Origin of the sequence: Streptomyces sp. NPDC057939 (genome assembly GCF_042887545.1) — a bacterium.
Lineage (GTDB): Bacteria > Actinomycetota > Actinomycetes > Streptomycetales > Streptomycetaceae > Streptomyces.
This window is the reverse complement of record NZ_JBHVPG010000006.1, coordinates 143,428-169,160: the sequence shown is the minus strand read 5'-3', so window position 1 is coordinate 169,160 and position 25,733 is coordinate 143,428. Positions and strand designations below refer to the sequence as shown.

24 protein-coding genes are annotated in these 25,733 nt (G+C 72.6%); 17 read left to right on the top strand and 7 right to left on the bottom strand.

Translation table 11 applies throughout. The annotated features are described in order from the left end of the window. Position 1 precedes the first annotated feature (1 nt). The 3 genes from ACFVS6_RS09900 to ACFVS6_RS09890 all read right to left on the bottom strand — a co-directional run bounded on the left by ACFVS6_RS09900 (position 2) and on the right by ACFVS6_RS09890 (position 2,947). Complete coding sequence (locus ACFVS6_RS09900; RefSeq protein ID WP_389702311.1) at positions 2-916, bottom strand: DUF4436 domain-containing protein; 915 nt, start codon at positions 914-916, stop codon at positions 2-4. A 66-nt stretch (positions 917-982) separates the two neighbouring features. Then, entirely contained in the window at positions 983-2,152 is a 1,170-nt protein-coding gene (locus ACFVS6_RS09895; protein ID WP_389702309.1) for an agmatine deiminase family protein, read from the bottom strand. A 180-nt stretch (positions 2,153-2,332) separates the two neighbouring features. Beyond that, a complete protein-coding gene (locus ACFVS6_RS09890) occupies positions 2,333-2,947 on the bottom strand; it encodes a TetR/AcrR family transcriptional regulator (RefSeq protein WP_389702308.1) in 615 nt (204 codons plus the stop codon). A gap of 114 nt (positions 2,948-3,061) precedes the next feature. Between ACFVS6_RS09890 and ACFVS6_RS09885 the strand changes: the two genes are divergently transcribed. The 10 genes from ACFVS6_RS09885 (at position 3,062) to ACFVS6_RS09840 (ending at position 13,942) form a co-directional block, all read left to right on the top strand. Then, on the top strand, positions 3,062-4,750 hold the full coding sequence (locus ACFVS6_RS09885; RefSeq protein WP_389702306.1) for a serine/threonine-protein kinase: 1,689 nt from the start codon (positions 3,062-3,064) through the stop codon (positions 4,748-4,750). Between the two features lie 115 nt (positions 4,751-4,865). Further along, complete coding sequence (locus ACFVS6_RS09880; protein WP_389702304.1) at positions 4,866-6,035, top strand: agmatine deiminase family protein; 1,170 nt, start codon at positions 4,866-4,868, stop codon at positions 6,033-6,035. Positions 6,036-6,241: 206 nt separating this feature from the next. Then, positions 6,242-6,823, top strand: coding sequence for a TetR/AcrR family transcriptional regulator (locus ACFVS6_RS09875; RefSeq protein ID WP_389702302.1), 582 nt, complete (start codon positions 6,242-6,244; stop codon positions 6,821-6,823). 379 nt (positions 6,824-7,202) lie between these two features. Then, positions 7,203-7,448 (top strand): hypothetical protein, encoded by a 246-nt coding sequence (locus tag ACFVS6_RS09870; RefSeq protein ID WP_389702300.1) that lies wholly within the window; start codon positions 7,203-7,205, stop codon positions 7,446-7,448. Positions 7,449-7,546: 98 nt separating this feature from the next. Further along, positions 7,547-8,581 carry an agmatine/peptidylarginine deiminase gene (locus ACFVS6_RS09865; RefSeq protein ID WP_389702299.1) on the top strand — a complete coding sequence of 345 codons (1,035 nt, stop codon included), beginning with the start codon at positions 7,547-7,549 and terminating at the stop codon, positions 8,579-8,581. Positions 8,582-8,667: 86 nt separating this feature from the next. After that, on the top strand, positions 8,668-10,338 hold the full coding sequence (locus ACFVS6_RS09860; RefSeq protein ID WP_389702297.1) for an ABC transporter substrate-binding protein: 1,671 nt from the start codon (positions 8,668-8,670) through the stop codon (positions 10,336-10,338). Further along, positions 10,335-11,294, top strand: coding sequence for an ABC transporter permease (locus ACFVS6_RS09855; protein ID WP_389702295.1), 960 nt, complete (start codon positions 10,335-10,337; stop codon positions 11,292-11,294). The genes ACFVS6_RS09860 and ACFVS6_RS09855 overlap by 4 nt, the downstream gene beginning before the upstream one ends. Further along, entirely contained in the window at positions 11,291-12,145 is an 855-nt protein-coding gene (locus ACFVS6_RS09850; protein WP_389702293.1) for an ABC transporter permease, read from the top strand. The genes ACFVS6_RS09855 and ACFVS6_RS09850 overlap by 4 nt, the downstream gene beginning before the upstream one ends. Beyond that, positions 12,142-13,149 carry an ABC transporter ATP-binding protein gene (locus ACFVS6_RS09845; RefSeq protein WP_389702292.1) on the top strand — a complete coding sequence of 336 codons (1,008 nt, stop codon included), beginning with the start codon at positions 12,142-12,144 and terminating at the stop codon, positions 13,147-13,149. The genes ACFVS6_RS09850 and ACFVS6_RS09845 overlap by 4 nt, the downstream gene beginning before the upstream one ends. Then, on the top strand, positions 13,139-13,942 hold the full coding sequence (locus tag ACFVS6_RS09840; protein ID WP_389702291.1) for an ABC transporter ATP-binding protein: 804 nt from the start codon (positions 13,139-13,141) through the stop codon (positions 13,940-13,942). The genes ACFVS6_RS09845 and ACFVS6_RS09840 overlap by 11 nt, the downstream gene beginning before the upstream one ends. Before the next feature lie 45 nt (positions 13,943-13,987). On the opposite strand, the gene ACFVS6_RS09835 is transcribed toward ACFVS6_RS09840, so the two are convergent. Next, the gene (locus ACFVS6_RS09835; RefSeq protein WP_389702289.1) at positions 13,988-14,623 is read right to left on the bottom strand and encodes a TetR/AcrR family transcriptional regulator; all 636 of its coding nucleotides are present in this window, start codon (positions 14,621-14,623) and stop codon (positions 13,988-13,990) included. Positions 14,624-14,778: 155 nt separating this feature from the next. Here ACFVS6_RS09835 and ACFVS6_RS09830 point away from each other — a divergent pair, with 155 nt between their 5' ends. From ACFVS6_RS09830 to ACFVS6_RS09805, 6 genes are all read left to right on the top strand, one after another. Continuing rightward, positions 14,779-15,936: an agmatine/peptidylarginine deiminase gene (locus tag ACFVS6_RS09830; RefSeq protein ID WP_389702287.1), complete on the top strand. Its 1,158-nt coding sequence runs from the start codon at positions 14,779-14,781 to the stop codon at positions 15,934-15,936. Positions 15,937-16,154: 218 nt separating this feature from the next. Continuing rightward, positions 16,155-17,342: an MAB_1171c family putative transporter gene (locus ACFVS6_RS09825; protein ID WP_389702285.1), complete on the top strand. Its 1,188-nt coding sequence runs from the start codon at positions 16,155-16,157 to the stop codon at positions 17,340-17,342. A gap of 302 nt (positions 17,343-17,644) precedes the next feature. Continuing rightward, on the top strand, positions 17,645-18,097 hold the full coding sequence (locus ACFVS6_RS09820) for an XRE family transcriptional regulator (protein ID WP_389702284.1): 453 nt from the start codon (positions 17,645-17,647) through the stop codon (positions 18,095-18,097). A 203-nt stretch (positions 18,098-18,300) separates the two neighbouring features. Beyond that, on the top strand, positions 18,301-18,663 hold the full coding sequence (locus ACFVS6_RS09815) for an STAS domain-containing protein (RefSeq protein ID WP_389702282.1): 363 nt from the start codon (positions 18,301-18,303) through the stop codon (positions 18,661-18,663). Positions 18,664-18,717: 54 nt separating this feature from the next. Then, a complete protein-coding gene (locus ACFVS6_RS09810) occupies positions 18,718-19,188 on the top strand; it encodes an ATP-binding protein (protein ID WP_389702280.1) in 471 nt (156 codons plus the stop codon). A 403-nt stretch (positions 19,189-19,591) separates the two neighbouring features. Beyond that, positions 19,592-20,641, top strand: coding sequence for an enoyl-CoA hydratase/isomerase family protein (locus ACFVS6_RS09805; RefSeq protein ID WP_389702279.1), 1,050 nt, complete (start codon positions 19,592-19,594; stop codon positions 20,639-20,641). 7 nt (positions 20,642-20,648) lie between these two features. On the opposite strand, the gene ACFVS6_RS09800 is transcribed toward ACFVS6_RS09805, so the two are convergent. Together ACFVS6_RS09800 and ACFVS6_RS09795 are read right to left on the bottom strand one after the other, a co-directional pair. Further along, a complete protein-coding gene (locus tag ACFVS6_RS09800) occupies positions 20,649-21,389 on the bottom strand; it encodes a TetR/AcrR family transcriptional regulator (protein WP_389702277.1) in 741 nt (246 codons plus the stop codon). Positions 21,390-21,528: 139 nt separating this feature from the next. After that, entirely contained in the window at positions 21,529-23,796 is a 2,268-nt protein-coding gene (locus tag ACFVS6_RS09795; protein WP_389702275.1) for an ATP-binding cassette domain-containing protein, read from the bottom strand. A gap of 116 nt (positions 23,797-23,912) precedes the next feature. Here ACFVS6_RS09795 and ACFVS6_RS09790 point away from each other — a divergent pair, with 116 nt between their 5' ends. Beyond that, on the top strand, positions 23,913-24,671 hold the full coding sequence (locus tag ACFVS6_RS09790; RefSeq protein ID WP_389702273.1) for a TetR/AcrR family transcriptional regulator: 759 nt from the start codon (positions 23,913-23,915) through the stop codon (positions 24,669-24,671). Between the two features lie 40 nt (positions 24,672-24,711). On the opposite strand, the gene ACFVS6_RS09785 is transcribed toward ACFVS6_RS09790, so the two are convergent. Next, on the bottom strand, positions 24,712-25,635 hold the full coding sequence (locus ACFVS6_RS09785) for an SDR family oxidoreductase (RefSeq protein WP_389702272.1): 924 nt from the start codon (positions 25,633-25,635) through the stop codon (positions 24,712-24,714). Between the last annotated feature and the right edge of the window lie 98 nt (positions 25,636-25,733).

The window sequence follows — 25,733 nt, the reverse complement described above, 5'->3', positions numbered from 1 at the left end:
CTCAGGGCGCGACGGACTCCCCGTCGGCCGCCGGTACGGGTACCGGCGGCTCGGCGCGGATGCCCGCGATGACCACCGTGATCAGGCAGAAGGCGATGACCGTCTCCGCCCACAGGAACGCGATGTAGTCCAGCAGGCACCCGATGGGCGGGGCGCCCGGGGCCGTGTTGCGGAACGCCGCCAGGGCGAACAGGGTGGCGGCCATCCAACCCAGCGCGGGCCAGGTCAGGCCCTTGCGGCGGGTCACCAGGTACCAGCCGCCGATCAGCACCGACACGGCCAGCGCCCACATGGCGAGCATCATGAACACCGCGAACACGAGCACGCTGTTGGACCGTGCCAACCCGACGTCCAGGACGGCCACGTCCTGCGACGTCGAGGCGTCGACCGCCGCCGAGAACAGCACGTCGTTGTTGGAGAGCGTGACGCGGACCGGCACCCTCTCCCCGCCCACCGTCGCCCCGAACTCGACGGCCGCCTCGTATGCGTCGAACGGATAGTCCGTGATCGAGCCGCCCGTCAGGGCGACCGGCACGTCCGTCGTCGCGATCCGCTGGTGCGCCTTGAACGCCAGGTCGCCCCGGGTGGCCGCCGACGTCTGGACGACGAGGTCCTCCGCGGGGGAGATGCCGCCCGCCTCGGCCAGGGCACCCCGGGGCGTGACCAGCACCCGCAGGACCATTTCCCGGCCGGCGGCGTCGACGCGCTGGATGGTGGCGCCGATGTCGACGCGGTCCGGGTCGTCGCGCCCGGCCGTGTACACCGTGTCCAGCGCCTGCCGCTCCCCGAACTGGAGCCACGCGCCCACGGCCACCGCCGCCAGGATGGCGGCCACGAGCAGGGCGGGCAACGGCCTGAGGCGGCGCGCCGGCGGTGACGGGCGCGGGGGCGCGGGCGGCTGCGGGGACTCGGTCACGGTGGCTCCGGGGTACGGGGACGGGGGATCCGGCCGACGGCCACGGGCCGTACGGGAACGGGCCGGTCAGGCGGCGGGCTTGCCCGGCTGGTCGTGGGTCGAGCAGTGGATCCCGCCGCCGCCCGAGGCGATGGTGTCGATCTTCACCGGAACCACCTCCCGCTTGGGGAAGTGCTCCCGCAGGATGCCCCGGGCCCGGTCGTCCGCCTTGCGGTCCCCGAACTGCGGCATGAAGACCGAATCGTTGGCGACGTAGAAGTTGGCGTAGGTGGAGACGAAGTCGTCGCCCTCGCCCGTGATCCGGTTCAGGTCGGGCTGCGGCAGGTCGACGACCTCGAAGCGGCGACCCCGGGCGTCCGTCGCCTTCGACAGGACGGACTTCGCCTGGTCGGCGGAGCGGGACCAGGAGTCCGCCGGAGTGCTCGGGTGGGCGCGGTCCAGCAGCACCACCCCGGGCGCGGTGAAACGCACGAGGCTGTCGACGTGCGCGTCGGTGATGTCCTCGCCGCGCACTCCCGCCAGCCAGATGACCTTCTCCACACCGAGGGTCTGCTTGAGCTCGGCCTCGATGACGTCCCGGGACTTGCCCCGGTTGCGGTTGTCGTTGACGATCGAGCTCTCGGTGATCAGCAGGGTGCCCTCGCCGTCGGGTTCGAAGGAGCCGCCCTCGGCGACGAGCGGGGCCTGCACCCGGGGGACGCCGTACTTCTGGAGCAGCAGACGCCCGACCTGGCCGTCGTTCTTGTGCTCCTGCTTGTTGCCCCAACCGTTGAAGTTGAAGTCGACGCCGACGACCTTGCTGCCCTCCTCGACGAACACGGGGACGGTGTCGCGGGCCCACAGGTCGTCGACGGCCAGCGGGATGACCTCGACCTGCGAGCCGCACGCCCGCTGTGCCGCGCCGACCTGGTCCGGACGGGCCATCATGACCACGGCCTCGAACTCGCCGACGGCCCGCGCGATCCGAGCGATGTCCTCCCGTACGTAGGGCAGGTCCCGATCCCAGACCGACGTCAGGGCGGGCCAGGACATGAAGGTGCGGGTGTGGCTCTCCCACTCGGCGCCGAGCCGCCGCTTCGCGGCGTGGCCGGGGGAACCGGAGGGCCGGGCGGAGCCGGTGGCGCCCGGCTGCGCCCCGGACGCGGCGGGACCGCAGGCCGCCGCGCCGAAGACGGCGGCGCCGAGACCGGCGAGGGTCTGCAGGACGCTCCGGCGGTTGGGGGGAGTGAACGACACGGGGGACTCCGATCGTGTGCTGGCGGAGCGAAGGCGTCCGGCCAGGACGGGCACGGGAGGCGCGGCACGGGGCCGGCGCGCCGGGCCCTACGACTAGGGTGCACGCTTTGCACCGAGAACGGCCTCTACGCACGGAATGTGGTGCGGCCATGTTCGTCCACTCTGACACTGACTGGAAATTCAGTCAATTTGCCGGATCCGGGAACCGAGGAGGCCGATTTCGACTCCGATCGCGCCGCGCATGAGGTCACGGGCGTGCCCGACGGGCAGCAATCCGCTCAACCATCGGCCGCTGAGGCCCTCCAGGAGAGCGGTCAGACGTTCCGCCGCGGCGGTGACGGCGGCGGCGGGAGCCGTCGGATGCAGGGCGCCGAGCAGTCCGGCGACCTCCTCGACCCAGGCGGCGCCCGCCGCGGTGAGTTCCTCGCGCAGTTCGGGGTCGAAGATCGTGTGGGCCCTCAGTTCCCCCCAGGCGGTGCTGTTCTCGCGCACCTCGGGCAGGTCCTGGAATTCGAGCAGCAGGGTGCGCTCCAGGAGCTGTCGCGGGTCCTCGGCGGCCGGTTCCGCCGCGGCCGCGGGCGTGGCGGAACCGGTTCCGGTGTAGCGGTCGGCCCGGTCCCCGATGAAGGCCAGGGCGTGCCGCAGGATGCCGGTCCGGTCCTTGAAGTGGTAATAGATCAAGGCGGTCGACACGCCGGCCTCGGCCGCGAGCTCGCCCACCCGGAGCCCGCGGACCCCCCGTCGGGCGATGACCCGGGCGGCGCCCTCCAGGATGGCCCGTCTGCGATCCGACATGGGGTGATCCTCCTCCTGGCGGTGTGCGTCTCGCATTGTCACACATTGACTGAAACTTTAGTTAGCGGCACGATGCGCCCCAGGTCATTGCCGCATCGTTGAAAGAGCCACCGCATGTTCGCTCAGCCCCCCGGCGTACAGCCGGCCCACACGGCCCTGTCCGCCGACGATCCCCACGAAATAGGCGGCTACCGCCTCCACGCCCGGCTCGGAGCGGGCGGGATGGGGGTGGTGTACCTGGCGTACACGCCCGGTGGCCGGCCCATCGCGCTGAAGGCCGTCCGACGGGAGTTCGCGGCGGACCCGGAGTTCCGCGAGCGCTTCGCCCAGGAGGTGGCGGGCGCCCGCCGGATCCACGGCCTCTTCACGGCGCAGGTGGTCGACTCCGGCGAGGACGACCGGACCCCGTGGCTCGCCACGGCCTACGTGCCGGGCCCCAGCCTGCATCAGGTCGTACAGCGCCACGGCCCGCTGCCGGTCCGCTCGGTCCTGCTGCTCGTCGCGGGGATCGCCGAGGCGCTCCAGGCGATCCACCGGGCGGGCGTCGTGCACCGGGACCTCAAGCCGGCCAACGTGCTGATCGCCGGGGACGGGCCGCGCGTGATCGACTTCGGCATCGCGCGGGCCGCCGACGCCGCCGCCCTGACCGGCACGGGCGTGCGGATCGGCACCGCCGCCTTCATGGCCCCGGAACAGGCGCTGGGCCGGGCGGTGACCTCCGCGACCGACGTCTTCGGGCTCGGGGCGCTCGTCGGGTTCGTGTCGTGCGGGGTCCCGCCCTTCGGGAACGGGCCGGAATCCGGAGCCCTGTACCGGGTCGTCCACGAGCAGCCGGACCTCGCCCCGGTCCCGCCCGAGCTCCACGACCTGGTGTCCTGGTGCCTCGCCAAGCGCCCCGAGGACCGCCCGACGACGGGCGAGCTGATCGCGGCCGTCCACGCCCACCCCCTCGTGGGCCCCCGGCCGGAATTCACGGACGGGTGGCTGCCCCGATCGGTCCTGGCGGAGGTCGGCGGCCCCGCCGACGCCGGGCCGCCGTCCCCGCCGGGCCCGCCCTCCCCGGACTTCCGGCCGACCGTGACGGCGACGGCGTACTCCGCCCCCGCGACCGCCGGCAACGCCCCCGGCGGTCCGTACCCGGCGGCCCCCGCGGAGCCGGAGCCGGCCCGCGCCGTCGGCCCCGCCCCGGACCGCCGCACCCGGCGGCGCGGGCGGAGGTCGGCCGTGCCCGCGCTGGCCGTCGCCGCCCTGCTGGCCTGTGGGGGAGCCGCGTATTGGTTCGGCGACCCCGAGCAGGATCGGGAGGACCCGATCGCGGGGCCCGGTCCCGCCGCGACGGGCTCCGCCACGAACCCCGGCGCGCCCGCCACGAGCCCCGCCCCCGCGACCACCGGCCCCGGCGGCAGCGCCCCGCCCCGGCCGACGGGAGCCGCGTACGTCCCCGGCTATGCGCGGGCCCGGCTCACCGCACCGGATTCCGGTTACGAGTTCGACCTGCGGGGCGGGAAGGTGGTTCCCGCCGAGACGGCTCCCTGGTACCTGGCGCGCGGCGCCGACGGCCTCCTGCTGTCCGAGGAGTCGGACGCCTTCGTCCCGGACGGAAACGGATCGCCCACCCCGGAGGACTGTGCGCGGGGCATCGAGACCCGGCCGGTGACGGCCCTGCCGTTCAAGGCGCTCGCGAACGAGCGTCCGTTCTGCGTGCGAAGCCCTGACCAGCGCGAAATCGTGATCGTGCGGCTCGTGGAGGCGGTGGCCGGCGGGCCCGTCACGATCGTGGTCGACCACTTCGGGCGTAGCTGATCCATCGAAGTGGAACCGGCCCGACGGGTAACGGCAATATGACGAAGAGGTTGACTGAATTTTCAGTTAGGGGAAGGATGCCGTGCATCCCGCCCCTCCTCATCAGGGAGTCACCATGGATACCAACCCCCGCACCTCCCGCCGCCAAGTGCTCCGGATCGGCGCGGCGGCCGTGCCGCTGGCGGCCCTCGGCGCCGCCCTCCCGCCCCTGACGCAGGCCGCCTCGGCCGCGCAGTACGGCGCGGGGACGCTCCGGATGCCCGCCGAGACGGACCGGCACGTCCGTACGTACATGGCCTGGCCGGCCCTCGCCTCGGTGTGGGACGACAAGCTCGGAGCGGTCCGCCGGGACATCGCCGAAGTGGCGCACGCGATATCCCGCTACGAGCCGGTCGTGGTGCTGGCCCGCCCCGGCCAGGTCGCCGAGGCCCGTCACCAGTGCGGACTGGGCGCCTATTACGGCATCCAGGTCATCGACATCCCCAACGACGACCTCTGGATCCGCGACTTCGGCCCCACCTTCGTCGTCGCCCCCGGCGCGGTCGCCGGCGTGGACACCAACTTCAACGGCTGGGGCAAGACCGGCACCACCTACGCCCAGCCCTTCGCCAACGACGCGGCGGCCGCCCGCACGCTGCTCGCCGAGTACGAGGTGAACCGGATCCGGGCCGGCTTCGTCGGCGAGGGCGGCTCGCTGGAGACCGACGGCGAGGGCACCCTGATGGTCACGGTCAGCTCGATGGTCAACGCCAACCGCAACCCGGGCTTGAGCCAGGGCCAGGTCGAACAGGCCATGAAGTCGGCGCTCGGCATCGACAAGGTCATCTGGGTGCCGGGCCTCGCCGGCCAGGACATCACCGACTGCCACATCGACTGCCTGGCCCGGTTCGTCTCCCCGGGCCGCGTCATCCTCGACAAGCCCGGCCCCGGCGCGGACAAGAAGTGGGTGGCCGTGTACGAGGAGACCAAGCGGGTCCTGCGGAGCGCCACCGACGCCCACGGCCGCCCACTGGCCATCACCGAACTGCCCGGTCCGGACCGGCGGGAGATCCGCGGTCGAGGGGAGGAGTTCCTCTCCAGCTACACCAACTACTACACGGCGAACGGCGCGGTGATCGCACCCCAGTTCGGGGACGCCCACGCGGACGGAGTCGCCCACGCCATCCTCCAGGCCGCCTACCCGGGCCACCGCGTCGAGCAGCTCGCCATCGACGGCATCGCCTCGGGCGGCGGCGGCATCCACTGCGCCACCCAGTCGCACCCGGCCGTTCCCCCCGCCGCCTGATGGCCGGGCCGCCCCGGCCGGCGAGGCCGCCCCGGTCCGGCCCACCGGTCGGGGCGGCCCCCGCGCCCGGTGGGCCGATCACGCCCGTCGTGCCCCGCGCGCCCACCGGGTCTTCCGGGACCGCCGCGTCCCGCGGACCCGCCTCCGGTACTCCTGGTGACGGGCCGCGTACCGGCGTACGGGATCACCCGGGTAGGGTGCGGACCATGGCGTCTCGTAGTACTCAGATCCTCGAAGCCGCCGCCCGGGTGATCGCCCGGCGCGGCGTGCGCGGGCTGCGCGTGGAGGAACTCGCGGCCGAGGCCGGCGTGTCCACCGCCCTGATCTACTACCACTTCAAGGACCGTACGGGTGTCCTGCGGCACACCCTGGAGTTCATCAACGACCGCGCCGAGCGCTACACCACCGACCGGGACCCGGACGACCCGCCGCTCACCGCGCGCGAGGAGCTGGAGGAGACCCTCCTGCTGGAACTCCAGGACACCGTGGAGGTCCGGGAGAACAGTTCGGCCTGGGGAGAACTGCGCGCGAGCGCCGTCTTCGACGAGGTCCTGCGCGAGGACCTCGCGAGGGCGACCCTGGTGTGGGTCCAGGAGGTGGCCGCGCTGCTCGGCCAGGTCCGGCCGATGGCGCCCGCCTCCGCGCTGGCCGCCGCCGCGGAGCGGCTCACGGCCCTCCTGGAGGGCCTGAGCATGCGCTGGCTGAGCGGCGGCATCCGGATCGGCCATGCCCGCGACCTGATGCGGGGCGCCGTCGAGGCCGAGCTCGCGGGGCTCGGGCGGGGCTGACGCCCACCGCACCCGGGGCCCGCCGCGGCCCCGGGCCGGCGCCGGACCCCGCCGCTTCCCCGCGCATCCGCCCCGGCGCGCAGGCACCTCCATGAACTCGCCCGTTCCCCTCGGCGACCATCTCCGTTCAGCCTCTTGACTGAATTTTCAGTCAATGCCAGAGTGAAGCTCTCGGCAGGGCGGGGCCGGCCTCCCGCATCGTCGGACCGCCGGCCGGATGCGTGTCACCCCACGCCCCGCCCGGCCCCGGCACCCGGTCGACGCGCATCTCGAAGCGTCGCCGCCGCGCCACCGGCCCCGGCCGCCGCCTCGCGCACCACGCATCCGGACGGCGAGGCCCCGGCGCCCCCCGCCCGCCCTTCCGGAGGAAGGAATGACCATGACGCTCTCGACCGGCCCCTCCGCCGGAGCCGTGCTCGCGGACATGGTGGTCGCGCCCGGGTGGGTCGTCACCGGCCGGGGCTCCCGCGACATCGGGTCCGCCGGCAAGCTCCGCACTTTCCGACGGGGAGTCGTCGACGTCGGCACCCGGGCCGGGGTCGCGACGTTCGCCGGGGTTTTCCCGCGGTCCGAACCGGCCGAGCGGGTCTCCCCGGACCGCCCGCACCACCCGTACTTCCTCTGAGGCTCCACCTCCCGCCCGGCCCCGCATAACGACTTCGCTCTTGACTGAATTTTCAGTCGAATGGAAGACTCCACCCCACGCAAGAAATGAGACACCTGATGACCGAATTCCGTATGCCCGCCGAGTGGTCCGCCCACGAGGGATGTCTGATGGCCTGGCCCACCCGCCTGGAGCTGTGGGGCAGCGTGCTCGCCGACGTGAAGGAGGAGTACGCCCAGGTCGCGAGGGCCATCGCCGCCTTCGAACCCGTGACCATGGTCGCCCCGCCCGGCTTCGGCGACGACGCCCGCGCGCTCTGCGGCGAGGCCGTCACCGTCATCGAGCTGCCGCTCGACGACTCCTGGTTCCGGGACTCCGCCCCCCTCTTCGTGCTGGACGGGGACGGCAACCGGGCCGGCGTCGACTTCCGCTTCAACGCCTGGGGCGGCAAGCACCACCCGTACGACTCCGACGACCGGGTCAGCGCCCTGCTGCTGGAGCACCTCGGGGTCGACCGCATCGCCTCCGACATGATCCTCGAAGGCGGGGCGATCACCGTCGACGGCGAGGGCACCCTGATCACCACCGAGCAGTGTCTCCTGCACCCCAACCGCAACCCGGGCATGACCCGCGACGAGATCGAGGGCGAGCTCAAGGCCCGCCTCGGCGTCACGAAGGTGGTGTGGCTCCCGTACGGCGGCCTGCTCGACACCGAGACCGACGGGCACGTCGATGGCGTCTGTGCCTTCGCCGCCCCGGGCACGGTCGTCATCTCCCTGCCCGACGACCCGGCCCACCCCGACCACGCCCGGATGCGCGCCAACCGGGCCGTCCTGGAGGCCACCACGGACGCCCGGGGCCGGCGCCTGGAAATCATCGAGGTCCCGCAGACGGCCTTCGCCGACCTGGCCGACGGCGAGATCGAGGTGTCCTACCTCAACTACTACGTCGCCAACGGCGGCGTCGTCGTCCCGGTGGCCGGTGTGCCCCAGGACGAGGACGCCCTCGCCGTGATCGCGACGGCCTACCCCGGCCGCAAGGTCGTCGGGGTCCGGGCGCTGGCCATCGCCTTCGGCGGCGGCGGGGTCCACTGCATCACCCAGCAGGTGCCCGCCGCCGACCGGCAGGAACCCGCCCCGCACCCCACCGTCTGAACCGGGAAACCGGCCGCTCCCGGCGGTCCGCCCCGGCGGACCGCCCGCTCCTCCACCGCAACCCTCACGGAACAGAGAGCGCGACGATGACCACCTCCCCACCCCTCACCCGCAGACGCCTCCGCCCCGGCCGACCCGCCTCCCGGGCCGGGATCGCGACGGCCGTCCTGACCTCCTTCGCCCTCCTCGCGGCCTGCTCCGGTCCGCCGAAGGACGGGGCCGGTGGCGCCGTCACCGACGTCAAGCTGTCGACCACCACGCCCGAGGCCCGGGGCGAGATCGACTCCTTCACCTGGGCCGTCTACGCCGAGCCGCCCACCCTCGACTACACGGTGGCCTTCGACTACCCGCAGAACACCGTGCTGTCCAACGTGTGCGAGAGCCTCATGCGCTGGACCCCGGGCCTCACCACAGAGCCCGGCCTCGCCCGACAGGCCACCAACCCGGACCCCACCACCTGGGTCTACGACCTGCGGCCCGGCGTGCGCTTCCACGACGGCAAGGAGATGACCGCCGACGACGTGGTCTTCAGCCTCGGCCGGCAGACGGACCCCGACAACGCGGCCGCCTGGGCGCAGGTGTTCCAGAACGTCGCCTCGATCACCAAGAGCGGCCCGCTCCAGGTCACCGTCAAACTCAAGAAGCCGGACTCGCAGTTCCCCCAGTACATGGCCACCGCCGCCGGGGTCGTGGCCTCCAAGGCGGCCGTCGAGGCGGCGGGCAAGGACTACGGCACCACCGGCGGGCTCGGTTGCAGCGGTCCCTTCAAGCTCGGCACCTGGAACAAGGGCCAGTCGATCGAGCTGGAACGGTTCGACGGCTACTGGGGCACCAAGGCCAAGTCGAAGAAGGCCGTCTTCCGCATCCTGACCGACCCCTCGGCACGGACGAACGCCCTGCTCAGCGGCGAGGCCGACGGCGGATACCTGATCCCCACCGAGAGCTACGCCCGGCTGCGGGCCGCCGACGCCGGCACGCTCTACTTCGGTGAGGGCCTCAGTACCGTCAACGTCAACATCACCAACATGCAGGGCCCCCTCGGCGACCTCCGGGTCCGCCAGGCCCTGTCCCTGGCGCTGGACCGCTCCGGGTTCGTCAAGGCGGGACTGGGCGGGTCCGGCACCGTCACCAACTCCCTCACCACCCGGGCCGCCTGGGCCGCGGCCCCCGAGCGGACCCTGAAGACGGCCTTCGACAGCCTGCCGCCCACCGGGCAGGACATCGAGAAGGCCAAGGCCCTGATCAAGGAGGCCGGCGCCACGGGCAAGTCCCTGACCGTGGCCACCAGTTCCATCGGTCAGGACGTCTCCCTCCTCGCCACCGCCGTCCAGGCCGCGGGGACGAGCATCGGCCTGGACATCCGACTGAAGACGATCGCCCCGAACGCCTTCACCGCGCTGTTCACCGACCCGCAGGCACGCGAGGGCATCGACATGTTCCCGCTCACCTACTACGACTCCATCACCGACCCGCTCGACCTGCTGACGAACTTCAAGACCGGCGCCTACATGAACTTCGCCGGCTACAGCGACCCCGAGTACGACCGGCTCGTCGACGAGGCCTCCGCCGTCTACCCGACGGAACAGCGCATGGACATCGAGGCGAAGCTCCAGCAGCACGCCTCCGGGAAGCTCCTGTGGATCCCCGTCGCGGAGTGGCCCACCGCCCTGTTCATGAACAAGCGGATCACCGGCGCCCCCACCACGATCTCGTACATGTACTACCCGTGGGCCGCCGACGTGGGGGCAGCTCAGTGAGTTTCGTCAGATTCGCCGTACGACGGGTGGCGGAGATGGCCGCCACCCTCCTGGCCGCGTCCTTCGTGGTCTTCGGCGCCATGTACCTGGCGCCCGGCAGCCCGGCGAGCTTCCTGCTCGCCGGCCGCTCGGCCTCCCCCGAGGCCCTCGCCTCGATCAACGCCCAGTACCACCTGAACGACCCCTTCCTCGTCCGTTACCTCCGGTGGCTGGGCGACGTGCTCCACGGCGACTTCGGCCGGTCCATCACCTACCGCACCGACGTCTCCGGGCTGCTGGCCGACCGCCTGCCCACCACTCTGATGCTCATCGCGATGTCGCTCGCCGTGGTCGTCGCCGTCGGACTCCTCCTAGGCCGGATCGCCGCCGTCCGCGGCGGGGCCACCGACTCCGCCATCCTCGTCGCCACCACGTTCGCCGTCGGCACGCCCTCGTTCGTCGCCGCCGTCCTGCTGCAGGGCCTCTTCGCCGTCAACCTGGGCTGGTTCCCCAGCAGCGGCGCGGGCGACGGGGGCCTCGTGGACTTGGTCCGGCACCTCATCCTCCCCTCCGTCGCCCTCGCGCTCTACCTGATCGGCATGCTCGCCCGAGTCACCCGCTCCGCCATGCTCGAAGCCCTCGACGGCGACCACGTCACCGTCGCCCGCAGCCGCGGCGTCCCCGAACGCCAGGTCATCCGGCGCCACGTCTTCCGCAACTCGCTCGGCACCGTCCTGACCACCGGCGGCCTCATCGTCTCCACCCTCCTGGTCTGCACGATCCTCGTCGAGACCGCCTTCAGCATCGGCGGCATCGGCCAGCTCCTCGAACTGTCCACCACCACCAAGGACTTCCCGACCGTCCAGGCGATCTCCCTGATCATCGTCGCCCTCTTCATGATCGTGAACCTGATCGTGGACCTGCTGCTGCCCCTGGTCGACCCCCGGGTGACCCTCGGAACGAGGAGCGCCGCATGACCACCGTCCTGACCCGCAGGCCCGGCCTCTCCCGGATCCGGGCCACCGGCTCCCCGCTCCACCTGGCATGTCTGGCGCTCGTCGCCCTCGTCGTGCTCGCCGCCCTGTTCGCGCCCTGGCTCGTGCCGCACGACCCCAACGCCGTCGACCTGGGCAACGCCCTCGCCGCACCGTCGGCCGCACACCCCCTCGGCGTGGACGCGGCCGGCCGGGACACCCTCTCCCGGCTGCTGCTCGGCGCCCGCACCTCCCTGCTCGGACCGCTCGGCGTCGTCGCCTTCTCCACCGTCGCCGGCATCGCCGTCGGGACGGCGGCGGCCTGGCGCGGCGGCTGGCTCGACTCCGTGCTGTCCCGCAGCACCGAGCTCGTCTTCGCCTTCCCGGGCATGCTGCTCGCCATCCTGATCATCTCGGTGTACGGCGAGGGGCTGATCGCGCCGGTCATCGCCCTCTCCGTGGCCTACCTGCCCTACGTCAGCCGCCTCACCCGCTCCCTGGTCCTCGCCGAACGGGCCCGCCCGTACGTCAGCGCCTACCAGGTCCAGGGGCACTCGGCGCTCCAGATCTGCCTGCGCCACATCCTGCCCAACATCGCACCCGTCGTCCTCGCCCAATCCACCATCAACTTCGGATACGCCCTGATGGACCTCGCGGGCCTGTCCTTCCTCGGACTCGGCGTGCCCGCCCTCACCCCCGACTGGGGCCGCATGGTCTTCGACGGCCAGACCGCCGTCCAGCACGGCTACCCGCTGTCCGCGATCCTGCCCTGCGTGTTCATCGTGCTGACCGTGGTCGCCTTCAACGTGGTCGGGGAACGCTGGGCCGACCGAATAGCCAGGAGGGCGCGATGAGACCGCCACGACCCACGAATCCGGCGCCCACCCTGGACATCCAGGGGCTACGGATCACCCTGCCCGGCACCGCCCGGCCCGTCCTCGACGGCATCGACCTCACCGTCGCCGCCGGCGAGACCGTCGCCCTCGTCGGGGAGTCCGGCTCCGGCAAGAGCATCACCAGCCGCAGCGCGCTGCGGCTGCTGCCGCCCGGCGCCGTCACCGAAGGCAGCGTCAACGTGGCCGGCGAGGACGTCCTGACCATGGACGCGGACCGACTGCGCGCCGTCCGCGCGGGCGCCGTGGCGATGGTCTTCCAGGACCCCCGCGCCTCCGTGAACCCGCTGCGCCGCATCGGGGACTTCCTCACCGAGGGCGTCACGCTCACCGGAACCATGGGCCCCACGGAGGCGACCGCACGGGCCATCGAACTCCTGCGGGCCGTGGGCCTGGACGGATCCGTGCTGCGCAAGTATCCGGGGCAGGTGTCCGGCGGCATGCTCCAGCGCGTCGTCATCGCGGCGGCCCTCATGGGGGACCCCGCGCTCCTGCTGGCCGACGAGCCCACCACGGCGCTCGACGTCACCTCCCAGGCCGAGGTCATCGCCCTGCTGGCCGGACTCCGCGCCCGCTTCGGCACCGGCCTGCTGTTCGTCACCCACGACCTCGACCTGGCGGCGGCCATCAGTGACCGCGTGTACGTCATGTACGCCGGGCGGATCGCCGAGAGCGGGCCCGCCGAGGCCCTGTTCGCGCACCCCCGGCACCCCTACACGGCCGCCCTGCTTGCCTCCACCCCGCGCATGGACGGCCCCCGGGGCCGGCTCGCCGCCATCGAGGGCCAGCCGCCGGACCTGCGCCAGGAACTGCACGGCTGCGCCTTCGCGGCCCGCTGCCCGCTGGCCACCGAGGTCTGCGACCAGCAGGTCCCGCTGCCGGTGGCCGCCCCGGACCGGCCCGGCCACCTTGCCGCCTGCCACCACAGCGACCGGCTCGAAGGGAGCGCCGTCGATGCCCGATAACGCACTGGAGGTCAGGGGGCTGCACCGCTCCTACGGAGCCGTCCGCGCCGTGGACGACGTGTCCTTCGTCCTCCCCAAGGGCGGCTCGCTGGGGATCGTGGGGGAGTCCGGCTCCGGCAAGACCACCACCGCGCGGATCATCGTCGGCCTGGAACGCGCCGACGCGGGCGAGGTCCTGGTCGGCGGCCGCGACCGTACCGCGCGCGCCGCGGGCCGCGGCCGAGCCCGCAGGTTGGCCCGCGCCCGCGAGGTCCAGATGGTCTTCCAGGACCCGTACCTCTCCCTCGACCCGCGCACCAGCGTCGAAGCGGCCCTGCGCGAAACCCTGCGCCTGCACTTCCCCGGCCGGGACCACACCACCCGGGTACGGGAACTCCTCGACCAGGTGGGCCTCGGCACCCGGGCCGCCGACGCCCTGCCGCGCCTGCTCTCCGGGGGCCAGCGCCAACGCGTCGCCATCGCCCGGGCCCTGGCCGTCGAACCGTCCGTCCTCGTCCTGGACGAGGCGGTCGCGGCGCTCGACGTCTCCGTGCAGGCGCAGATCCTCAACCTCCTCGCCGACATCAGGGAGGAGACCGGCGTCGCGTACCTCTTCATCACCCACGACCTCGGCGTCGTCCGGTGCGTCACCGACGAGATCGTCGTGATGCGCCACGGCCGGATCGTCGAGGCGGGCGCCACGGCCGGGGTGCTCGCGGCGCCGCAGCACGCCTACACGCGGCTGCTGCTGGAGTCCGTGCCGCGCCCGGGTTGGGACCCGGAGGCCATCTCCGCCGCCCGCCGGGAGCTGTGAGGGGACCCGGCGGGCGGTCCCGCCGCTCCCGGGCCGGGCCCCGGCTCAGGCTCCGGCGGCGAGCGCGCGGACGAGGGTCCGCAGTACCTGCTCCGTACCGGATCCGGCGCCGAGGGAGTCCATGGCCGCCAGGCCGTCGACGGCCGCGGCCACCGCAAGTCCGAGCGGGCGCGGGTCGAGCCGGCCGCCGCGCTCGTCGGCCAGGACCTGGAAGAGGGCGATGAAGCAGGCGTGCCAGCGGCGGTACTCCGCCTCCAGGCTCTCCCGCACCCGGAGGTCGTTCAACGCCTGCCAGTGCAGGGCGGCGTGGAGGTGGGAGAGCTCGGCGCCCTCGGGCCGTCCGAGCAGGTCGACCACCCGCTCGGCGCGCTCGGCGAAGGAGCCGGGGGCGGCCACCGCCGCCTCCAGCGGGGCGATCCACTCGGGGCGGATGTCCGCGATGACCGCCAGGACCAGATCGGTCCGGTCCTGGAAGTGGTAGTGGCACATCCCGTGCGAAACACCGCACAGCGCCGCGACGTTGCGGGTGGTGAAGCGTTCCGCCTGCTCGCCGGCGAGGAGGGTCCGCGCGGCGGCGATCAGCCGTGCCCGGGTCTGCTCGCCCTTCGCCGAGGCCCGTGGCCGGCCGGCCCGGGCAGGGGGGACGGGGGCGTCCCCGGAGTCCTTCGCGGAAGCTGCCATGGCGTCACTCTAATCAGACTCCGGTGCGTCACCTGCGGTTTCTCCCGATCCGCCGGAACGACCTCGTCCAAACTATTGACCGAGCGCTTGGTCAGTTTTAGCTTTCCGGCCAACCCCGTTGTTCTGGCGGGGAGTTGACCATCGAAGGGAACCCCATGAACGATCACGTGGTGAACCGGCCCGCAAGCGGGGGCATGGGCAGAAGAAGGTTCCTCGCGGCGGCGGGACTCACCGCCGCCGCGGCCGCGATCACGGCGACGGAAGGACGGGCCCGGGCCGCATCCCTGCCCGCCCCGAAGGCGGCGGGCGCCTTCCGCGTGCCGATCGAGGACGTCCGTCACACCCGCACCTGGATGGCCTGGCCGGACAGCACCTCCATCTGGGGCAACCAGCTCGGCGGCGTCCAGTCGGACATCTCGCTCATCGCCCGCACCATCGCCAAGTACGAGCCGGTGTACCTCTGTGCCAACTCGGGCAGCGCCGCCAAGGCCCGCTCGATGTGCGGACCCTCCGTCACCGTCGTCAGCACCATCCCCGTCGACGACTGCTGGATGCGCGACACCGGCCCGGTCTTCCGCACCGACGGATCCGGCGGTCTGGACGCCGTCGGCCTGAACTTCAACGGGTGGGGCAAGAAGCAGGCCCACGCCCGGGACAACCTGGTCGCCGGTCGGATCGCCTCCCACGTCGGCGTGCCCTTCACCTCCGCCGCGCTGGTCGGCGAGGGCGGCGCGATCGAGCAGGACGGCGCGGGCACCCTGATGGCCACCCGCAGCAGCCTCATCAACAAGAACCGCAACCCGAACAAGTCGCAGGCGCAGATCGAGGCCGCCATGCTGGCCGCGTACGGCGCCTCCAAGGTCATCTGGTTCGACGGCGTCGTCGGCCAGGACATCACCGACGACCACGTGGACGCGACCTCGCGCTTCCTCGCCCCCGGCCGGGCCCTCGTCCAGATGCCCCTGGCATCCGACAACGACGTCTACGCCAAGGACGCGCGCAAGCAGTACCAGGTCCTTTCCGCGGCCACCACCGCGGGCGGCGCGCGCATGGCCGTCGACCAGCTCCAGGGCCCCGACTACTACAAGATCCGCTCCACCAACCCGGACTTCCTCGCCTCCTACGCCAACTACTACGTCTGCAACGGCGCCGTCATCAGCGCCCACTTCGGCGACACCCGCCCCGACGCCGCGGCGAAGACCGCGTTGGCCCGCCTCTACCCGGGCCGCACCGTCGAGCAGCTCAACATCGACCGGCTCGGCGCCGGCGGCGGCGGGATCCACTGCGTCACCCAGCAGCAGCCCGTCGCGTAACGCGAAGCCATCCCCAGGGGGGCGGGCCGGTGTGGAAGGGGAGGTCCGCGCCGGCCGGGGCGGCCCGTGCGGACCGCGACGTCCGCACGGGCCGCCCGGTGCGGGGGCCCGAAAAGCCGGCGGGTACGGTTCCGCTTGAACTCGGCGCGCCGGCCACCGGCCGGGCAACCCGGCCGAACCGTTCGTGGCACCCGCGGCACCGGTAGGAAAGCATCACCGTGAACACCATCAGGACCCTGTGCTTCGTCATCGCGGCGCTCTCGTCGTACGCCGCGCTCGCCTACCGGCTCTGCCAGGGGCGGCGCAGTTGGCGCGACGGCGCCTACCGCACGTTGATCACCACGCTGTTCTTCCAGTGCCTCACCTTCACCATGGGCGCCGTCGCCATGCGGAGCGAAAGCTTCCTGGGGGTGGGCAACCTCGCGATCCTCGTCATGCACCTGGCGGCGGTCGCCTTCTGCGTCAGCGCGCAGGTCATCTTCCTGCGCTGGGCGGCCGTCGGCGAGGAGGTGGTGCGCAAGACGCGCTTCTGGGTGGCCACCGGGCTCACCCTCGACCTGCTGCTGACAGCCCTCTTCTTCCTCGCCGACGGACCGGCCCGCTGCCCCACGGAATTCGACGGCAGCGGCGAACCGCTGCTCCTCGCGTACCTGTTGGCCTTCATCGCCTCGCAGGCCGTCCCGTGCGTCACCATCGTCCGCCAATGCGGTCCCTACGCCCGGATGACCGACAACGTCTCGCTGCGCCAAGGGCTGCGGATGCTGTTCCTCGGGGCGGTGATCCTCCTCGTGTACGGCCTGGTCCGGACCGTCAACGTCCTCAGCATCGCGGCAGGGGTCGAGATCGGTCCCTGGCGGGAGGCCCTCGCCTCCGTCCTCGACGCGTTCGGCATCGTCGCGCTCTCGCTCAGCCTGACGATGTCCTTCTGGACGCCGGTGGCGAGCGGCTTCCTCGACTGGACCCGTTCCTACCGCGCCTACCGCGCTCTCCACCCGCTCTGGCGGGACCTGTACGAGTCCTTCCCCGACATCGCGCTGGAGCCGCCGGGCACCTCGGTCCGCGACCTCGACTACCGGCTCCACCGGCGGGTGGTGGAGATACGGGACGGGTGGCGCGACCTGCGTCCGTACATCGAGCGCGCCGCGGGCGGCGTCGGTGCCCCGGCCGGCGGCGGTGCCCCGGCCGGCGGCGGGATCGACGGGGACGTCGCCGCGGAATCACGGCAGGCGTTCACCGAAGCGGCCCAGATAAGGCAGGCCCTGCACGCCAGGCGGGCGGGCACCATCCCGCGCGACAACAAGGACGCGGGCGATTTCGAGGACCGCGACACGGACAACTTCAGCGCGGAAGTCGCCTGGCTCACGAAAGTCGCGGCCGCCTACAGTAGGCTCCGCAAGGCGAGTTGAGAACTCCCGCCCGGTTTGCATCCCCCGTCAAACCGGGCGGGTATCTCCCGTCCCCCCGCTTCCCCCGTACCCCGATGTCCGTCGGGCCGGACGGGTGGCTCCCGTCCCGACCTTCCGGCCGCGCGCCCCCGAAGGTCGGTCGACCCCCGACGCGGCCGGCAACCCACCAGATGACCCCCGTACATCCAGTTAGCTGACAGCTATCGGCGGGTTCCACGGTGGCTGAATCCAGGCCGATTGTCAACTGACCGCTAATCTGTGAAACTCCCGAATAGCCAGCGGCTATCTCGGGGGGCTTCACGATGAGCGCGACCGACGACGCGACCGACGAGCGGCCCCTGCTCGCGTCACGACTCGACGACCTGTTCCGGACCGTCCGCCCCGGAGGCGGGCGCTGGACGAACACCGAGGTGGCGGACGAGCTGAAGCGGGCCGATCCCGGACTGAGGGTCGGCGGCGTGTACTTGTCCCAGCTGCGGACCGGGAGGCGGTCCAACCCGTCGCCCGACCTCCTGGCGGCCCTCGCCCGCTTCTTCGGCGTCTCGGTGGCCCACTTCTTCGACGAGGAGGCCCGCGGGGAGGTCCGCGGCGGGTCCGCCGAGGCCGACGCGCTCCGGCAGGCCGGGATCCGGGCCCTGGTGATGCGGGCGGACGGGATGCGCACGGACAACCTCCGCGTCGTCACCGACCTCATGGACCGGTACCGGCGGATGGAGGGCCTGCCACCGGTCACGGAGCAACCCGACCCCGAATGAGCTGCCGCGACGGCGCCCGGGCGGGGCCGCGTGGCGTGGATGCGCCGGCCACCGGGGGCGGCGGGGTACCGTCGCGGGCGTGACCGGGCCGCCCGACGCCACGTGACCTGCGGGCCGGGACGCCGGACACGGTCGGAAGGCGCGCATATCCCGCGGTGACGCGGGCATGCGCAGCACGAGCGGGACGAAAAGGGTGATGCCGGATGGTGCTGGGAACGGACAACGGACGCTTCACCGTCGCGGTACGGGCGGTGGACGGTGCGGTCCTCCTCACACTCGCCGGGGAGCTGGACCACGACACGGCTGCGCCCCTGCGGGACGCGCTGGAAACGGCGGCCGCCCGGGGCGGGAGGCTGCTCGTCGACATGGCGGGCCTGGAATTCTGCGACTCCACCGGGCTGAACGCGCTCCTGCACAGCCGCATCACGGTCCAGGAGGCGGGAGGCACCCTCGAACTGGCCGGTCTGACCGGACCCGTCGCCCGGATGTTCCGGATCACCGGTGCCGACGGCGTCTTCCCGGTCCATGCCGACGTGGCGCAGGCGCTGCGGCCACCGACCGGGTAGCCGGCGCGGCGGACCCGTGAGCGCGGAGGGAACAGCGGAAGGGAACACAGGGCCATGGAGCAGCGAACGCCGAGGGACCGGAACTGGCTCCTGGTCCTCGACGGTCTGCCCGACCCGGTGTCCCGCAGCCGAGACTTCACCCGCAGGGCACTGACCGCCTGGCACTGGCTGCCGGCCGAACGGCCGACCGTGCGCGACGCCGCCGAGGACGTCCTGCTGCTGGTGTCGGAGGTGGTGGCCAACGCCTGTCTGCACGGCGGGGGCCCCGGGGCCCTCGTACTGGACTGCACGGACGAGCGGCTGCGGATAGAGGTGACCGACGCGAATCCGCACCCCCCGGTGGCCGAGGCCACCGGCTCGGCCGACCCGGGCAGGCCCGGCGGGCACGGGCTGCTGATCGTGGAACGGCTGGCCCGCTCGTGGGGCTCACGACCCGGCGCCACCGGGAAGTGCGTCTGGCTGGAGGTGCCCTGTCCCGTGGCGGGCCCCGGCGCCCCCGCCGAGGCCTCCGGACGGCGGTCCTAGGGCCCGTCGTCGAACTCCCGTCCGCCTCGCGGTGTCCGGCCCCGGAGGGTCTTCTCGGGCGACGGTGGAGTTCCGGTCGGACCGCGCCGGGGCGCCGGAGCGGGCCCGTCGGGGCGTGCGCGGCCGGATCCGGGCGAACCGGACGACCCTCGTGAGCGGGGTGCGGAGGGGGCCGCGGCCGGCGTCCGAGGCCGGCCGGACGTCCGTCATCAGCGGGTGCGTGCCGGGGCGGGTGAGGAATCGACCCATGAGCCGCAGTTCGCCGCTCCGGCGTCGGCGCGGTTCCCCGCCGGCGGGCCGCCGGCCGATTTGCGGGCCGTACCCCGTCGAAGAAGCCTTCGGGGGACACCGGGGACAAAAGAACGATCTTGCGCGTGTGTGCGGAAGCTACATACTGACCGGTGTGAATGCCGAAAAAGACACCGTTCTGACCGAGGTCCGAGGCTGTACGGGGGTGATCACCCTCAACCGCCCCGCCGCCCTGAACGCCCTCACCCACTCCATGGTGCTGGCGGTCACCGAGGCGCTCGACGTCTGGGAGCACGATCCCCTCGTGAGCCAGGTCCTGGTCCGCGGTGCCGGCGAACGGGGCCTGTGCGCGGGTGGTGACATCCGGGCCATCCACGCCGACGCGTCCACCGGGGGCACGGCCTCGCTCGACTTCTGGCGGGACGAGTACCGGCTGAACGCGCGCATCGCCCGCTACCCGAAGCCGTACGTCGCGTTCATGGACGGCATCGTCATGGGTGGCGGCGTCGGCATCTCGGCGCACGGCAGCGTGCGGATCGTCACCGAACGCTCCCGCGTCGCGATGCCCGAGACCGGCATCGGCTTCGTCCCCGACGTCGGCGGCACCCACCTCCTGTCGAGGGCTCCGGGCGAACTCGGCACCCACCTCGCGCTCACCGGCGTCGCGGTGGGCGCCGCGGACGCCCTGTTGTGCGGGCTCGCCGACCACTACGTGCCCTCCGCCCACCTCGACGAACTCACCCACGGCCTCACCGGCGCCCCCGCCCGGGAGATCCTGGCCCCGTACGCGGGAGGCACCGTCCCCGGGGGCGAACTCGCCGCCGAGCGGGAGTGGATCGACCGTTGCTACGCCGCCGACACCGTCGAGGAGATCCATTCGCGGCTGCTGGGCAGCGGCGTGGCCGCCGCCCGCGAGGCCTCGGAGGTGCTGCGGACCAAGTCGCCCACCGCCCTCAAGGTGACCCTGGCCGCGTTGCGCCGCGCCCGTGAACTCGGCTCGCTGGAAGAGGTGTTGGAGCAGGAGTACCGGGTCTCCGGCGCCGCGCTGTCCACCCCCGACCTGGTGGAGGGCATCCGCGCCCAGGTCATCGACAAGGACCGGACGCCGCGCTGGTCGCCGCCCGCCCTGGTCCAGGTCCGTCAGGCGCAGGTGGAGCGGTTCTTCGCCCCCGCCGTCGGCATCGGCGGGCCGGTCTTCCCGTAGGGCGGCGTCAGTCCCGCGCGATCCGGGTCGCCAGGCCGTCCAGCACCCGCTGGAGGCCGTAGTCGAAGTTCTCCTCGCGCACGCGCGCCGGGTCGTCGTGGCGGATCGAGGTGTGGCCCTGCGTCAGCGGGTGCTCGGCGAGCGCGCTCCGGTCCGCCGGCGCCAGCGATCGGAGCCACTCCGCCTCGCTGCGTCCGCTGCGGGCGAGCAGGGACAGGTAGGAGGCCTCGCTGGTCGTGGCGCCACTGACGTACGAGATGACCGCCTTGATCGCGAGGTCCGCTTCGCCCGGCGGGAAGCCGGCGCCCAGGGTCAGCTCCAGCATCCGCTCCGACATGCGCATCAGGTTCGGGCCGAGGTGGGCCAGGCCGACCTGGCCGAGGACCGAGGCCACCCACGGGTGGCGCAGGATCATGGCGCGCAGGCCGTGACCGCTGCCGGACAGGGCGGTGCGCCAGCCCTCCGGGCCGCCGACCTCCGGCAGTTCCAGCTCGCCGTACACCTCGTCGACGACGAGTTCGATCAGCTCGTCCTTGTTCGCGACGTGCCGGTAGAGCGAGGTGGCCGCGGTGCCCATCTCGGTCCCGAGCTTGCGCATGCTCAGCGCTTCGATGCCCTCGGCGTCGAGCAGGCGCACGGCCGCCGCGACGATCTGCTCCCGGCTGAGCGCGGGCTGTTCCTTGCGGCGACGGGGCCTGGTCCAGACGGACGGAACGGCGGCTGGGGTCTGCTGCTCGGGTGAGGACATGCCCCCACCCTAACGTCCTGCGCACGGTGTACGCAGCCTGCGTACGGGCAGCCCGCCGTACGGGCGCGCGACCCGCACCCGCGGTGCGCGCGGGCGGGCCGCCGGCCGGCACCGGCCCGCGCGCCCGCCCGCGCGCCGCTCACGCCCCGACGTACTCCCGCAGGTGCCGGGCCGTCAGGGTGTCCCCTTCGGCGACCAGTTGGGCGGGCGTGCCCTCGAAGACCACCCGGCCCCCGTCGTGACCGCCGCCGGGACCGATGTCGATCAACCAGTCGGCGTGGGCCATCACCGCCTGGTGGTGCTCGATCACGATCACCGAGTTCCCGTCGTCCACGAGTCGGTCCATCAGGGCGAGCATCTTGTCCACGTCGGCGAGGTGCAGGCCCGTCGTCGGCTCGTCCAGGATGTACGTCGAGGACTTCTCCGCCATGCTGATGGCCAGCTTCAGCCGCTGCCGCTCACCGCCCGACAGCGTGTTCAGGGGCTGCCCGAGCCGGACGTAGCCGAGCCCGACGTCCGCCAACCGGCCCAGGATCGTCCGCGCCTGCCCGGTGGTGAAGAACTCGTACGCCTCCGCGACCGGCATGCTGAGGACCTCGCTGATGTTCTTCCCGTTCAGCCGGTACGTGAGCACCTCGGGCGTGAAACGGCGTCCCTCGCACTGCTCGCAGACCGAGGACACCGAGGCCATCATCGCCAGGTCCGTCCAGACCAGCCCCAGGCCGTTGCACTTCGGGCAGGCGCCCTCCGAATTGGCGCTGAACAGGGCCGCCTTGACCCCGTTGGCCTTGGCGAAGGCGGTCCGGACCGGATTGAGCAGACCGGTGTACGTGGCCGGGTTGGAGCGCCGTGAGCCGCGGATCGGCGACTGGTCGGCCACCACCACCCCCTCGCGTCCCGCCAGGTAGCCGTGGATCAGCGAGCTCTTCCCGGAGCCCGCCACGCCGGTCACCACGGCCAGCACCCCGAGGGGCACGTCGACGTTGACGTCCTTCAGGTTGTGCAGGTCCGCGTCCTTCACCGACAGGTGCCCGCGCGGCGTGCGCACCGTCTCCCGCAGCCGTGCCCGGTGGCCCAGGTGGCGGCCGGTGAGCGTGTCGGAGGTGCGCAGCCCCGCCACGTCCCCGGTGTAGCAGAGCCGTCCGCCCGCGGTGCCGGCGCCCGGACCGAGGTCCACGACGTGGTCGGCGATCGCGATGACCTCCGGCTTGTGCTCGACGACCAGCACCGTGTTGCCCTTGTCGCGCAGCCGCACCAGCAGGTCGTTCATCCGCTGGATGTCGTGCGGGTGCAGGCCGGTGCTCGGCTCGTCGAAGACGTACGTGATGTCGGTCAGGGAGGAGCCGAGGTGGCGGACCATCTTCACGCGCTGCGCCTCACCGCCCGACAGGGTGCCGGACGGCCGGTCCAGGCTCAGGTAGCCCAGGCCGATCTCGATGAGGGAGTGCAGCAGCTCGCGCAGGCCGGTGAGCAGCGGCGCCACGGCCGGGTCCTCGATCCGTGCGATGACCGCGGCGAGGTCGCTGATCTGCATCGCCGAGCACTCCGCGATGTTCAGCCCGTCGATGCGCGAGGACAGTGCGGCCGCCGCGAGCCGGGTGCCGCCGCAGTCCGGACAGTCGGCGAAGACCACGGCCCGGTCCACGAACGCCCGGATGTGGGACTGCATCGACTCGCGGTCCTTGCCCAGGACGGTCCGGGCGATCTTCGTGATCAGCCCCTCGTAGGTGAAGTTGTTCGATCCGACCTTCACCTTCACCGCGGGCTTGTGCAGGAAGTCGGCCCACTCCTGTTCGGTGAAGTCCTTGAGCCTGGTGTCGGGGGAGTAGAAGCCGGAGTTGGCCATGATCTGCCAGTACCAGGAGTCGACCGCGAAGCCGGGGACCGTGATCGCGCCCTCGTTGAGCGACAGTTCGCGGTCGACGAGCTGGTCGACGTCGACGTCGGACACCTGACCCATCCCCTCGCAGCGCGGGCACATGCCGTCCGGGGTGTTGAAGCTGAACGCGGAGGAGGTGCCGACGTGCGGCACGCCCAGGCGGGAGAAGATGATCCGCAGCATCGTCGATGCGTCGGTGGCGGTGCCCACCGTCGAGCGCGATCCGGTTCCCATGCGTTCCTGGTCGACGACGATGGCCGCGCTCAGGTTGTGCAGGGCGTCCACGTCGGGGCGGCTCGGGCTCGCCATGAACGACTGGAGGAAGGCGGTGTACGTCTCGTTGATCATGCGCTGCGACTCGGCGGCGATGGTGCCGAACACGAGCGAGGACTTGCCCGAGCCGGACACGCCGGTGAAGACGGTCAGTCGGCGCTTGGGGATGTCGAGGGAGATGTCGGCGAGGTTGTTCTCGCGGGCTCCGCGGACCTGGATGTCCTGGTGGCCGTCTGCGGGGCGGGCCGGATTCACGCGTGTTCCCCCTGGTCGTCGGTGGCATCGCTGCCGTACCGGTCATCTTCGACTTACTCTATACGTTGTATTCTATACGGCGTAGTGAATTGATGGGCGGGGCGGAAGGACCGGACATGGCGAAGGAACGCAGCGGCGCGGGCGACCCCGTCCGCACGCTGGAACTGCTGTGGCGCGAGCCCGGACAGGGGCCCGCGGGCGGCCGCCGCGGCCCGCGACAGGGACTCACCGTGGACGCCGTCGTCTCGGCCGCCATCGCCCTGGCCGACGAGGAGGGGGCGGCCGCGCTGACCATGCGCGCCCTCGCCCAGCGCCTCGGCGTCACCCCGATGACCGTGTACACCTACGTACCGGGCAAGGCCGAGCTGCTCGACCTGATGCTGGACGAGGCCTACCTGCACATGGACCGGCGCGAGCCCGCCGACCAGGAGCCCTGGCGGCTGAAGGTCACCCGCATCGCCGACGACAACAGGGACCTGCTCGGACGCCACCCCTGGATCGCCGACCTGGCCGCCACCCGCCCGCCCCTCGGCCCCGGGGTGATCGGCAAGTACGAGCACGAGCTCGCGGCCTTCGACGGCATCGGCCTCACGGACGCCGAGATGGACGCCGCCCTCACCCACCTCCTGGGCTTCGTGCACGCCAACGCCCTCGCCGCCGCCGACGTGGCCGAGCACCAGCGGCAACAGAGCGACGACGAGTGGTGGGCGCTCGTCGCGCCCCTCCTGGAGCGGGCCATGGGCCCGCGGCGCTACCCGCTCGCCGACCGGGTCGGCAGCACCGTCGGCGCCTTCGACCCCGAGGCCGTCTGGGCCTTCGGCCTGCGCTGCGTGCTCGACGGCCTCGCCCACCGGATCGGGACCGACACCCCGTGAGCCGCGCCGCCGCCCCTCGACGCGGGGCCCCGCCGCCCGGTCAGCGGTAGCCGGTCGCGTCCGCCGGCAGGCCCGGGTCCTGGACCTCGACCATGTACCGCCACGCGTCCGGGCGGCTGCCGTCCAGGTCCGTGAAGCCGTAGACCCCGGCGAGCCCGCCGCTGGACAACGACCGACCGTTCCAGCGGGACACCCGCGGGTCGGCGGCCAGCGCCGCGACCGCCCGGCCGACGTACGAGGGGGTCTCGGAGATCGCGAAGTGCGGAACCCTCTCCAACGCGTCGCGCCAGTTGGCCTCGGTCACGCCGAAGGCCTCCAGCATCATCTCCGAACGCAGCCACCCGGGCGTGAGCGCCACCGCCGTCGCGCCGCGCGTACCCAGCTCGTGCCCCAGCGCGAACGCCATCCGCAGGACCGCCGACTTGGCGATGTCGTAGAAGAACGACACCCGGTAGCGGTCCGTGTTGTAGTCGACGGTGCCGTCGGTCATCTCCACGACCAGCCCGCCCGGAGCGCGCAGCAGCAGCGGCAGCGCGTAATGGCTGGTGATGGCATGGGTGTCCACCGCGAGCCGCAGCAGCCGCAACCCGTTGTCCAGATCGTGCTCCCAGACGGTGCTGTCCCACTCGAAGAGCCGCTCACCGCCCCAGATGTCGTTCACCAGCACGTCCAGGCGGCCCTGCTCGCCGTCGATCCGCGCCACCAGGGCCTCCACCTGCGCGGGCACCAGGTGGTCGGCGACCACCGCGATGCCCCGCCCGCCCGCCGCGGTGACCAGCTCGGCCGTCTCCTCGACGGTCTCCGGCCGGTCGTACTCCGACCGGCCCGCCGCACTGCTGCGCCCCGACACGTACACCGTCGCCCCGCAGGCGCCCAACTGGACGGCGATGCCCCGGCCCGCACCCCGCGTCGCACCCGCCACGAGGGCGACCTTGCCTTCCAGGTTCCGCTCGGATTCGGACATGGCCCGACCCTACGTCGCGCCCGCCGCGGCAGGTCCTGTACAACACGCCCCGGAGGCAGCACTGTTGACGCGACTTCGTCCACCAGGTCAGGAGAAGC